Source organism: Streptococcus sp. HMSC072C09, from assembly GCF_001813105.1.
Lineage (GTDB): Bacteria > Bacillota > Bacilli > Lactobacillales > Streptococcaceae > Streptococcus.
Genome location: NZ_KV811501.1, coordinates 270023 through 282535 on the forward strand (window position 1 = coordinate 270023; position 12513 = coordinate 282535).

Annotated in this window: 7 protein-coding genes; all 7 read right to left on the reverse strand. The window is 44.1% G+C overall.

The features are described from left to right. Positions 1-9 precede the first annotated feature (9 nt). The 7 genes from HMPREF2893_RS07025 to HMPREF2893_RS07055 all read right to left on the reverse strand — a co-directional run bounded on the left by HMPREF2893_RS07025 (position 10) and on the right by HMPREF2893_RS07055 (position 12511). Positions 10-2946, reverse strand: coding sequence for an ATP-binding protein (locus HMPREF2893_RS07025; RefSeq protein ID WP_070675284.1), 2937 nt, complete (start codon positions 2944-2946; stop codon positions 10-12). A gap of 132 nt (positions 2947-3078) precedes the next feature. Continuing rightward, positions 3079-3954, reverse strand: coding sequence for a methylenetetrahydrofolate reductase [NAD(P)H] (metF, locus tag HMPREF2893_RS07030; RefSeq protein WP_003008657.1), 876 nt, complete (start codon positions 3952-3954; stop codon positions 3079-3081). 113 nt (positions 3955-4067) lie between these two features. Continuing rightward, positions 4068-6317 carry a 5-methyltetrahydropteroyltriglutamate--homocysteine S-methyltransferase gene (gene metE, locus HMPREF2893_RS07035; RefSeq protein ID WP_070675287.1) on the reverse strand — a complete coding sequence of 750 codons (2250 nt, stop codon included), beginning with the start codon at positions 6315-6317 and terminating at the stop codon, positions 4068-4070. 592 nt (positions 6318-6909) lie between these two features. Next, positions 6910-8517 carry an alpha-glucosidase gene (locus HMPREF2893_RS07040; RefSeq protein ID WP_070675290.1) on the reverse strand — a complete coding sequence of 536 codons (1608 nt, stop codon included), beginning with the start codon at positions 8515-8517 and terminating at the stop codon, positions 6910-6912. Between the two features lie 68 nt (positions 8518-8585). Further along, positions 8586-10817 (reverse strand): glycoside hydrolase family 31 protein, encoded by a 2232-nt coding sequence (locus tag HMPREF2893_RS07045; protein ID WP_070675293.1) that lies wholly within the window; start codon positions 10815-10817, stop codon positions 8586-8588. Between the two features lie 147 nt (positions 10818-10964). Continuing rightward, positions 10965-11723: a CPBP family intramembrane glutamic endopeptidase gene (locus tag HMPREF2893_RS07050; protein ID WP_070675296.1), complete on the reverse strand. Its 759-nt coding sequence runs from the start codon at positions 11721-11723 to the stop codon at positions 10965-10967. 122 nt (positions 11724-11845) lie between these two features. Next, the gene (locus tag HMPREF2893_RS07055) at positions 11846-12511 is read right to left on the reverse strand and encodes a potassium channel family protein (RefSeq protein WP_023919047.1); all 666 of its coding nucleotides are present in this window, start codon (positions 12509-12511) and stop codon (positions 11846-11848) included. Between the last annotated feature and the right edge of the window lie 2 nt (positions 12512-12513).

The window sequence follows — 12513 nt, forward strand, 5'->3', positions numbered from 1 at the left end:
CAAGAGACACTACAGGTCTTTTAATTTCTTAAGAAACTGACGATCTCTGTAGGGATTCAAGTGTTGCTCTGCTACCTTCTTGTAGTAATTCTTATCTTCTTTCAAGAAGGTACTCAAGGCAGGAGCGAGCTCTTCTCCCTTCTCCTTTTGATCAGATAAGTAAGCTAATAGATAATGAACCATCCCCTTATCCCGTGAATTAGCAGATGGATTCATCGTCCTTTCTTTTCGAGCCAGATAATCCGCAACCTTCTCCTGATCCCCTTGCTGACAAGCAATCAAGGATTGGTAAAATTCGAGCAATTCTTCCTTCCAAGGGAAACGAACACTGGACAAAATCTTCTGAGCTCTGTCAAAACAGAGGCGAGCTTGGATCAAATCTCCCTTCCAATAATAGGCGATCCCAAGATCAATATCAAAGACGACACGGACGGAATCAACAGCTTGATCCCCCACTAAACGCAGAACCTCTTCTAAGTGGGTGACGGCTACTTGGAAATGACCTCTCACTTGCTCGATTTCAGCGAGGTAGGCCAAAGAAGCCGCAATTTGAATGGCATACTTAGCCTGCATGCTATTGGTCAAACTAAAGCAATCAATGGAGCGATACAGATGCCGGGTTGCCTGCTCCTCATCCCCAACCATCAGGTGATACAAGCCCTTCAAACGCAACTGGATCGCGATGACCTCATGATTATTAGCTTGGATGGCATCTTCCAAAGCTAAATCTGTATAATAGGCCATCTCAGATATATTTTCTGTTTGAATGCAATAATAAATAATTTGCCGATAACCCTCTAAGAGGAAGTCTAACTGTTTGAGTTCCCGCGCATAGGAGATGACTTTTTGGATATCATGAATCCCCTTTTGATACTCCCCACTCCGAATAAAATAGCGACCTTCTAGGTACAAGTAACGCAGTTGTAAATGCTTGTATTCTCTATCTCTTTGGTGCCTTGAAAAGAGGTTATCTAATTCTAGGCGTAGACGAGATAACTCCCCAAAAATGTCCAAACGGCTATTTGTACCATCTGATAGGATGCCCTCATCTGCCTTGGAATAAATCGGAAACAGTTCATGCTCCAGCTGAAGGATTTCTTCTAAATAGGTCAACTCAAACGATAAGGAACGCAAAAGATTTTGGGATTGCTTGTATTGGTAGGCAATTTCCTTATAAAGAAGAAGGTCCGTCGAATCTTCTAAGGTTTCTTCCAATTTTTGCGCAATTTGTTGGTGGAAGAGACGCCGTCTAGCTGGCGAGAGGAGATGGTAAAAGTACATGGCTACCAATTGCTTGCAAAATTGAACCAAGAGATCCTCCCCTTCTTCTACGATTGAGACGATCGCTCTTTCAGATAATGGCTCAACTAATTCTATCAAAACAGGAAGCTCTGTAGCCGTTAATTCCGCCAAGATAGACAGAGAAATTGGCTTATGAAAACAAGATAGGTAGTGTAGAAGAGCCTCTTCCTCGCTGCTCATATCCCCAAGCTCCTGAGTAAGATAAGCTTGAATGATATCCGGCAAGGGCTCTAAATTTTCATTTTCTTTCCACTCTTCGATATAGCTGGATAGTAAGAACGGACTGCCTTCACTCCATTCGACCATCTGCTCCATCACTGCCGGCTCTATCGCCCCCAGTTCCCCTTTCAAGAGAGCACGACTTTCACTTGGGGCAAAATTGGTCAACTCTAGTTGGGACAAGCGTTTCTCTACCTTCAAGCCCCCCAAGAAGTTGACGAAGGAAGCTGGCAGAGGCTCTTCCGCTGTGAAAATTAGTTGCCATTTCTCCTGGTTTCTTCTTTCCTCTAGTTGTTTCACTTTTTCTAGAGACACTGCATCGATCCACTGGGCGTTTTCAAGCAGGATCAGGAGCGGTTTTTCTTTGCTAAGGCTCTGAAGCTGATTCCATACCGAAATGAGATCATCCTCCTCTTCCAGAAGGGAAATCCCCATCTCATCCCCCAGTTTCTCTAGCGCTTGTCTGAGATCATTCCAGGCGCTTCCTTCATAGCGCTGACTAGTAGCTCTTCCTTCCACCTTGATAAAATTAAAACTGCGATTGGATATCAAGACCAACTGTCGCAAGAGACGTTTCTTACCTGTTCCAGATTGCCCCATCACGAGAAAAGGACCTACCGCTTCACCTGTCTCGACTAAGGAAAGGTATTCCTCGAGTTGCGAGAGTTCTTGTTTCCGACCAAAGAAAGAAAGTTCACGAATATTCAAGCGATTGGTCAGTTTATGAGTTCGTTTGGCTTCCAAAACGGAGTGATAAAGTTCCTCAATCGCTCGACTGGGACGCACACTGAGCTCGCGATCCAATAAATCGACTAGCTTATAATAGGTCTCGAAAAATTTTCCTAGCTGATGATGGAAGCTATAATACTCCATCAAGAGCTGGTAGTTTTTCTCTTCAAATTCATCCAGCTCTACCAAATGATGGAGCAAGAGTTCTATACTAGGATCTGCAAAACCGACCTGCTCAATTTTTTGATAGCAACTTTCGACATAGAGCTTCCTATAAGCATCTCGTTTGCGAGAAGCCCACTGATCAAAGTCTTCATCATCCTTGACATAGAAGCCCTCTAGAAAGTCTCCCTGATAGAGATCCAAGGTACTTAGTGGATCTCTTTCAAAGAGCTGAACATCCAGCGAAAGATTCAAGTCAGAATTAAGGGCCAAACTGCTCCGACTTGGCGAGACAATGATATCTCCTTCAAAGATTTTATTGGCTTGGTAAACCGTATTCCGTAAGTTTTTGCGAGCTACTTGGTTTTCCTTATCTCCCCAAAGAATACCGGCGATTTCATCTCGGTTGACCTGGCCCATGACTGCCAAGTAATAAAGCAAGGCTTCCATCTTCGAGAAAGAAAACCGAATAGTTTTCTGATTGAAAACAACCTTAGGGGGTCCAAATAACTTCAACTTCAGATTTTTCTTCATTGCAAGCGCCTCCAAAAACTTCATATTAATACTATAAAAAAAAAGTTGGCTTTTAGCAAGTAATTTATCCAAATAAAAAGAGACTGAGAACGATTCTTTCTCAATCTCTACACTTCCTACTAAAAGTGTTGATTAATTCACTTCAAAATTCGGTTGATGAGCAAATAAAGCCTTTGTTGCTTGGTAGACGTGGTAAGCGACATCTTCATTGTTCATGGTGTAAAGATGGACACCTGCCACATCTTGAGTAACCAAATCAACGATTTGATCGACTGCATAAGCCAAGCCAGCTGCGCGAAGAGACTTTGGATCATGCTCATACTTGTCTAGAATGGCTTTAAACTTCCGTGGGATATGAACATTTTCACAAGTTTTAAGGAGACGAAGGGCCTGATTGCGATTGAGAATCGGCATCACTCCTGCATGAATAGGAACATTGATCCCAGCCAAGGTACACTTATCTTGAAAATCATAGAAACGCTCATTGTCAAAGAAAAGTTGAGTGACCAAGCTAGAGCACCCTGCATCTACCTTCTTTTTAAGATTTTGAATATCTGAAATTTGGTTGGGCGAATCAGGATGTCCCTCAGGATAGCAGGCACCAATTACCTCAAAATGGGGCGCTTCTGTTTTGATAAATTCAATCAGATCCGTTGCATAACGAAAGTCTTTTAAAGGTTCCACACCAGGGATAATATCCCCACGCAGAGCCAAAATCCGATGAACCCCTACTTCATCTAACTCATGAAGAGTATCGGCCACTTTTTCCTTGCTCAAATAGACGGCTGGCAAGTGAGCAATCGTCGGAATAGACAATTCATTTTGAATGTAATTGGCTAAAGCAACCGTCGTCTCTTTGATATTGTATTTATTATTGCTAGCGGTCACACTAATAAAGTGAGGAGCTAGCTCCTGCATATTTGCCAAGGCACGTAAGAGTTTGGCATTGCCTACTTCAGGATTTGGAGGAAAAACTTCAAATGACAGAGACGGTGTGTGTTGTGACATATTCTATCCTTTTCTTTTGTTTCTTTGATCAAGAACTCTGAGCCACTAATTCTAGGATAAGGGAACGATTCGAAAACCCTCTACACGATGATAGAAGGTCCTCGAAACATTTCTTACAAGTGTTCACGCGCTTCTTTAGCGGCATTAACCAGTTTGATCAAGCTTTCTTTTGTTTCTTTAATTCCGCGAGTCTTCAAACCACAGTCAGGGTTGATCCAAACTTTGCCACTTGGTACTTTGGCCAAGATTGCTTCGATGGTGTGATCAATTTCACCGTCTTGTGGGACACGTGGTGAGTGGATATCGTAAACCCCAGGTCCAACTTCTGTTTGGAAGTTTTTCGCTTTCAACTCATCCAAGATTTCAAGGTTTGAACGGCTTGCCTCAAATGAGATAACGTCTGCATCCAAGTTGTCGATAGCAGGGATGATATCTGTAAATTCTGAGTAACACATGTGAGTGTGGATTTGTGTATCTGGCGCTACAGTTGAGTGTACCAAACGGAAGGCTGGAATCGCCCAGTCAAGGTAATCTTCGTACCAGTCGCTACGACGAAGTGGCAATTTCTCACGAAGAGCAGCCTCGTCGATTTGGATGATTTTCACGCCTGCAGCTTCAAGGTCAAGAACTTCATCCTTGATAGCAAGAGCGATTTGAAGAGTAGAATCCTTGATAGAGATATCTTCGCGTGGGAATGACCAGTTAAGAATGGTAACAGGTCCAGTCAACATCCCTTTAACAGGTTTGTCCGTACGACTTTGTGCGTAGCTAGACCATTTGACAGTGATTGGGTTAAGACGAGTCACATCACCCCAGATGATTGGTGGTTTCACCCCACGCATACCGTATGATTGTACCCAACCGTTTTTAGAGAAGAGGTAACCAGACAAGTTTTGACCGAAGTACTCAACCATATCGTTCCGCTCGAATTCACCGTGTACAAGTACGTCAAATCCAACTTCTTCTTGCCATTTGATCCATTCGTCGATCGTTTCAGCAAGGAAGGCATCGTATTCTTCTTGTGTCAATTCACCCTTACGGAAGGCCAAACGTTTGGCACGAACTTCCTTGGTTTGAGGGAATGAACCGATGGTAGTTGTTGGAAGCGCTGGAAGCTTGAAGGCTTCTTTTTGGATTTCTTCACGTTCTGCGAAAGCTGGCAAACGAGTATAGTCTGCTTCTGTCAAAGCTGCGATGCGAGCATGAAGTTCAGCATTTGCTCCGACACGTTCGGTTGCAAAGAGTTCTTTGTTGGCAGCAAGAGCTTCTGCTCCTTGACCATTGCGGATGGCATCCAAGTCACGCAATTCACCCAATTTTTCAACCGCAAAGGCGAAGTGGTTCAAAATAGCTGGTTCAAAATCTTCGTTAGCCGTTGTAAATGGCACATGAAGAAGGGAGCAAGAAGTCGTCAAGACAACCTTTTCAGCTGGAACTTGTTCAAGAATTGCAAGACTCTTCTCGTAGTTGTTACGCCAGATGTTTTTCCCATTCACAATACCAGCATAAAGGGTCTTATCAGCTGGGAAGCCACCTTTCACCAATTCAAGCGTTTTCTTCCCTTCAACAAAGTCAAGACCGATACCATCTACTGGCAAGTTTACAAGGTCATTGTAAACATCACGAACATCACCAAAGTAAGTTTGGATCAAGACTTCAAGACCTTTCTTGTCAGCCAAGAGTTTGTTGTAGAGGTTCAAGAAGAGAGTTTTTTCTTCAGCTGACAAATCTTTGACAAGAGCTGGCTCATCGAGTTGAATACGAGTCGCACCAAGCTCAGCCAATTTGGCAAAGACTTCTTGGTAAGCAGCAACCAGGCTGTCTACGAAGTCTTCAGCTTTCACACCATCTTCAAAGTCAGATAATTGAAGGAAAGTGAATGGACCAACCACAACCGGGCGAGTGTCAAGACCCAATTCTTTGGCTTCTTGGTACTCATCAAAAATCTTGTGACCAGCCAATTTAACGTCTGTTGTTTTTTCAAATTTTGGAACGATATAATGGTAGTTGGTATTGAACCATTTCTTCATCGGAAGGGCACGCACATCCCCTTTTTCACCTTGGTAACCACGCGCCAAAGCGAAGTAGCGTTCAAGGTCAGACAAGTCCAAGTTTTGAACCGATTCAGGAACCACGTTGAAAAGGAAGGCTGCATCTAGGAAGTTGTCATAATGTGAAAAGTCATTTGATGGGATTTCAGTGATGCCTTTTTCTTTGACAATATTCCAGTGTTTCGCACGCAATTCTTTTGCTGCGCCCAACAAATCTTCTGCCGTAATTTCGTTTCTAAAATATTTCTCAGTTGTAAATTTTAGTTCGCGGAATTCACCCAAACGAGGGAATCCGATAATTGTAGTTGACATGTTTTGTCCTCCAAAAATTCTAATTGACACTATCATATCAGAAGAAAGCCGTCTTGTATAATTGCTTTTACACGAATTTTGATATAGCCAAAAACTATAACACAGATTTAATGGGCCTTGAGACCAGAGATTAAAAGCAAAAACTAGGACTTCTTATAAAGATTTCCTATAGCCCAAGCGTTCCTGAACCATTTCTGAGCGGATTTTGAGCGGATTCCGCTAGAAGAACAGCCCCTAAAAAGCAAAGCAGGCCTTCTCTACTGAGAAAGACCTGTGCAAGCATAAACAAATTGCTTCTGTTTACAAATCTAAGAAATTCTATAAAAATGTATTCGTTAGAACGATTCTATCATCTAGTGAAACTTTCCGCCGTGAGAAAAGTGCTAGAAACACTATTGTTTCTAGCACTCGGAATTATTGAGACCTAAGGCTCAATAATTAGTCTTGGAACTTCGTAGAAGTTCGCTGACGTCCGTAACTCACCTAAGGAAAGTTTTTTAGATGACGTCGTTCCCAATCTGACAGGCCTTCTCTATCGAGAAAGACCTGCTTCTACGAGGAAGTAATTTCCCCTATTTTTTCATTTGCTTCATTAGGCTAATTTAACACAGAAGGCATCCCAAGGGGCCAACCTGCCTGATTCGAGGACTTGTTCTACTTTGGTATTGGCAATGAGAACCTCTTCAACCCCATTGACGAGCGGTAAGTCTTGCTCTTGACTGGAGAGATTGACAACCACCAAATAGGCGTGCTCTCCTTCTACCCGCTTGTAGGCAAAAACCTTGTCTGCTGCGTCCACCAATTCATAATCAGCTGTCACAAGCCAAGGGTACTCTTTTCGCAAAGCAATGAGGGCTTGGTAGGTATAGAAAATAGAGTCTGGATCTGCTAGGGCAGCCTCCACATTGATCTCTTTGTAGTTTGGGTTGACCGCAAGCCATGGATGACCTGTCGTAAAGCCAGCTTCTGCTTCATCATTCCACTGCATCGGTGTCCGGGCATTGTCCCGACCAATATGGCGGATTTGATCCATGATCACTTCGAGCGGCACGCCTTTTTCTAAGGCTTCATGAGCATAGTTGATCGACTCAATATCTTCTACGTCCTCAAGGCTCTTAAATGGATAATTGGTCATCCCGATTTCTTCCCCTTGATAGATATAAGGAGTTCCCTTCATCAAGTGAAGCAGAATCGCTAAAGCCTTGGCAGATTTGACACGATAGTCCCCATCATCCCCCCAAGTAGACACAATCCGTGGCAAATCGTGGTTGTTCCAAAAGAGGGAATTCCAGCCTTCCTCTTCTCCTAATTCCGTCTGCCACTTGGTGAAAATTTCCTTCAATTTAGGCACATCCAATTCCTTCGCGTAGTGCCACTTTGGTTGACCCGGTTGGTATTGAAGGCCGATGTGCTCAAATTGGAAAACCATGGACAATTCTTGATTTTTTGGATTGGAGTATTGCTTGGCAATCTCTGGAGTTGCTCCCCAAGTTTCTCCTACTGTAAGCAGATCCTTATCGCCAAAGGTCGCTTGATTCATTTCCTTCAAGTAAGGATGGAGCATGGGACCATTGCTGATGATTTCCTGATCTGGGATCTTACCGATCATATCGATCACATCCATACGGAAGCCACCAATTCCCTTGTCAATCCAGAAATTCATCATGTCATAGATCTGATGACGAAGCTCCTCATTTTCCCAGTTAAGGTCTGGTTGCTTCTTACTAAAGTTATGCAGGTAGTATTGGCCTGAAGCTTCATCGAACTCCCAAGCAGAGCCACTAAAAGCAGAAATAATGCCATTGGGCTCATCGCGCCAAATATAGAAATCCCGCTTTGGACTGTCTGGGTTTTCACGTGCCTCAATAAACCAAGCATGCTCATCAGAGGTATGGTTAACCACCAAGTCCATAATGATTTTGATCTTGCGTTTATGACCTTCTGCGATCAATTCTTCCATATCTTCCATGGTACCAAAGATGGAGGCAATATCCTCGTAATCCGAGATGTCATAGCCGTTATCATCCATGGGACTCTTGTAGACTGGTGAGAGCCAGATGGCTGTAATCCCAAGCTTTTCCAGATAGTCTAGCTTGCTCGTGATCCCCTTGAGATCCCCGATGCCATCGCCATTACTATCCTTGAAACTTTTTGGATAAACTTGGTAAATTACGGCATTATGCCACCATTTTTGTTCCATTTTTTCTTCTCCTTTATGATTGTGAAATCACTTTCATTATACAAAAATAGGGGTGAAATTGCAAGAATTTAAAAGTCTTCATTCTCTTCACTGGAATAAATCACTTCAAAGAGACGTTGGCGCAAGCCTTCCTCCAAAGGCGTGATGACCTTCATCAACTGTTTCCAATCCTTGGCTCTTGAACAAGCCGCAAATAATTCATTTTTCCTATCGTAGGCCAGGTTGGCAGATTTTAAGAGCTCAAACATCCGATCTTCTTTGGCAATCGGACGCGATTGCAGCTCACCCATCGCAATTTCCTGACTTTGATTGTCCACTATGATAGGGTCCGTCTCAAAGGTATGGAGCAAGAAACGGTGCTGTCTCTTTTCAGGAAGCAAGGCTAGATCACCTGTTAAATCCAACCTAATCTTTCTTTCATCCCAATCGACTGTTAGGCGGGTTTCAACCTTGCTAGCTCCTTCACCTTCGACGAGTACGAAGGAACGATTGTCACCTGGGAAGAGATGCCAGTCCAGCATTTCTGGAAGGTCCACTCCTGTCTGTGCTTGTGCATCCATAGGGATGATAGCTCCCGCACGTGCAAAGACTGGAATATCCTGGCTGGTCCTAAAGACCGTGAGCTTGCCTCTTCCTTCATACTTCCAATCATGGAAGAAATCATACCAAACGCCGTCTGGGAACCAAACGCTCACAGAAGCACTATGAAAGACCGGATCCAGCGCTTCGGTAATTGGCGCCACCATGAGTTCACTGCCAAAGAAATATTGATTCTTCGCTTCATAAACCTCTTCTTCATTTGGGTAGTGGTAATAGAGGGGTTGAACCAAGGGTAGCCCTTCTTCGTGCGTCGCAACATTCATGGTGTAGAGATAAGGCAGTAAGCTATGGCGCAGGCGCAAATACTGCTTCATCAAGCAACAGGTCTCAGACGAGTAAAACCACGGTTCCTTGCTGTTAAAGGCATTACAAGAACTATGGAGACGATTGATCGGGCTAAAGACCCCAAACTGCAACCAGCGAAGCGACAAGTCTTCATCATAGTAGCCCCGCATATGGCCACCGATATCATGACTCCACCAGGTGTAGCCGATATTGGAAGCTGTGCTGGTAAAATAGGGTTGAAAGGCTAGGGATTCCCAAGTCACAATAGTGTCCCCTGAAAAACCAATCGGATACCGATGGCTACCAGGACCCCCATATCGTGATAAGATGAGACCAGCTTGGCCTTTTCGGCAATTGTCTAGATAATGATAGTGATTTAACAACCAAAGGGGATCCATCTTGCCATGACTACCTTGCTGCCAATCAATCCACCAAAAGTCCACTCCTTGATCTTCCAAAGGATGGTGGACATCTTCGAAATAAGCTTCGCGAAAAGCTGGACTATAAAAATCAAAGCTAGCCGCTTCTTCTTTTTCCGCATCCAGTCCCAAGCGTTTTGCGACCATGGGATAAGCATCTTCGAAGGCGCGAATTCCATCTGCCGGATGGACATTTAAGGTCACCTTTAAACCACGCTCATGCAGGCCATTTAAGAAGGCAGCTGGATCAGGAATCAAATCCCGGTTCCAACTATAGCCAGTCCAACCACTTCCAAAGCGAGCAGGAATCGCCGTCTTGTGCCAGTCCATATCGATCACACTGACTGCAAGAGGCACCCCTTCTGCTTTGAACCGATCCATCAAATCTGTATACTCCTGACTGGTATAAGGCCAATAGCGACTCCACCAGTTTCCCAGAGCATAACGTGGCAAGAGTGGGGGCTGTCCTGTCAGATGGTAAAAATCTTTTAAGGCGCCTAGATAATCGCGCCCATAACCGAAGAAATACAGATCCACTTCTGGATAGGGCCGTGCTCTAAAACCGCTTTCGTCATCATACAAATAGGAAGCGGAATCGTCTAAAAGAGCATAACCGGCCTTGCTCAAGATCCCATCTTGCAACTCCATAGCCCCATCGACCTCGTCAAGCGTCCGACTGGTCCCCTTTAAGGTCTCCGGCTGATCTCCATAATGCCACCGGCTCCCATAGACTGCATACTGACCCTTGAGTTCGATAAAAAGCCGATCCGGGGCAAAAGGTCCCTTTTCAAAATGGAGGTGGAGATGCTCTGTATGAAGATCGAGAACAGCTTCTGTCTCTACGACCTCACAGGCAACAGGTCCAAAATCTCGATGTTGTACAACTTGCGTCTGACCATCTTCAAAAACACCATCTTCAGAGTATTCCAAGCGCACCAAAGATTCCGTTAATACGGATATCCGATAGTTTTCTCCCTCTATGACTGGTCCTGCCATTTGTCTGTCCTCCTCTTTTTATAGGGCATCTGACTCGCCCTCTTTTCATCTGCTTCGCTTCACTAGGTAAACGCTTACGATTTTACTATAGCACTCAAAAAAAGGCCTGTCAACACTTGACAGAGCCTTTCCTAAAATTTTATAAGATCAACTTCCCCAATTGATCAAGAGATACATAAGACTCGAGCCAAACATATCTGCCAAGGCATGCATGAGGAAAAATGGCAAGAGATTCTTGACGACCTTCTTGTACATGACGTAATAAAAGAGTCCATAAATGACGCCAATCACAAAGGCCCAGAGAAGCCCTTGATAGGTGTGGAAAGAAAAACGGATCAGGGTTGAAAAGGCCAGTGCCTTCCACTTGTTCTTCTCACTTACCGAAGTCATTAAGCCCAAAAAGAAAAATTCTTCATAAAATCCATTGAGCAAACCATAAGCAATTGCCATGGGACTCAAAGCCATGAACTTATGGAGGATCTGCATAGGATCGATAAAAGGCCAAAGACTCGGACTTAGGTAATTGTATTCACCCGAAACCGTTGAGATCACATCTCCAAAAAGTCCCATCGCTGCAAAGAGCAGGGGCACCCAGATCAAGGTGGACCACTTGAAGCGGATCGGCAATTGTTTAAAATCAAAGCGACGGAGCAGCAAGTAAAGAAGGGCTAGAGCCAGCAAGATCAATTGCAGGGTCATATTGCTGGAATAAGCAGCTCCTTCACTTGCAGTACTGCTACTGCTTGTGGCTACTGCAGTCTGCGCAACTGGCTGAAAACTGGCTAAAAACAGCTGGGTCGAGCGGACAATGAATTGCCCAAAGAGAATGACCGTCACAATGCCAATATCAAACCATTTGAGCTCTTTTAAGGGCTGTTTGGGTCGTATTCTGTTAAAAAATATCATCTTTCATCCTTCTATTCCCACAATGGAAGTATTTTTGTTTCTCTTACTTTAGCAATCAATGCTTAAAGAAGAGTTAACCTAGAGAAGAAAAAAACGACCTTTGGGCCGTTTCCATTACACTATTAGTCTAACAAGTCTTGGATTCTATCCAGATACTGGTTGTCTGTCACCGCCATCACGCGCACCCCTTCTGGCCAGATAAAGTCGGGAGCAATCTGAATATGAAGCGGTTGATCTTCCGCATCTCGATAACCAATAATGTTGAGATGGTACTCCTCTCTGACAGCCAAGTCCTGAAGGCTTTTTCCTACCCAGCTGGATGGGACCGTAAACTCGACTACTACCACTTCTTCATCCAACTGGAAAACTTCAATCCGGTGTTGGAAAAGAACCATTTTAGCGAGGGACATGCCTGCTTCTACCTCTGGCAGGATGACCAAATCAGCCCCAATCTTTTCCAGAATTTCTTTGGTCACTTCATTTTTGACCTTGGCAATGACGTGCTCGACACCTAGTGCCTTACAGTGCATGACAGCCAGCACACTGGACTCCAGGTTTTCACCCGTCGCAATGACGACTGTGTCACAGTTCCCAATATCTGCTGCATCCAAGAGGTCCAACTCCGTAATGTCTCCAACAATTCCAGTCGTAATCATGGATTCATATTGGTTGATCACATCTGCGTGATCATCAATCGCAACAATATCCACATCCTGATCCTGCAAGGTTTTCAGGACACTCTGTCCAAAAATTCCTAATCCTAAAATTCCAATGGTTCGATTTGCCATGA

Coding starts and splice junctions, on each gene's coding strand:
- metE (WP_070675287.1), bottom strand. CDS start 6,317: ATGTCAACTACAATTATCGGATTCCCTCGTTTGGGTGAATTCCGCGAA.
- HMPREF2893_RS07025 (WP_070675284.1), bottom strand. CDS start 2,946: ATGAAGAAAAATCTGAAGTTGAAGTTATTTGGACCCCCTAAGGTTGTT.
- HMPREF2893_RS07040 (WP_070675290.1), bottom strand. CDS start 8,517: ATGGAACAAAAATGGTGGCATAATGCCGTAATTTACCAAGTTTATCCA.
- HMPREF2893_RS07045 (WP_070675293.1), bottom strand. CDS start 10,817: ATGGCAGGACCAGTCATAGAGGGAGAAAACTATCGGATATCCGTATTA.
- HMPREF2893_RS07050 (WP_070675296.1), bottom strand. CDS start 11,723: ATGATATTTTTTAACAGAATACGACCCAAACAGCCCTTAAAAGAGCTC.
- HMPREF2893_RS07055 (WP_023919047.1), bottom strand. CDS start 12,511: ATGGCAAATCGAACCATTGGAATTTTAGGATTAGGAATTTTTGGACAG.
- metF (WP_003008657.1), bottom strand. CDS start 3,954: ATGTCACAACACACACCGTCTCTGTCATTTGAAGTTTTTCCTCCAAAT.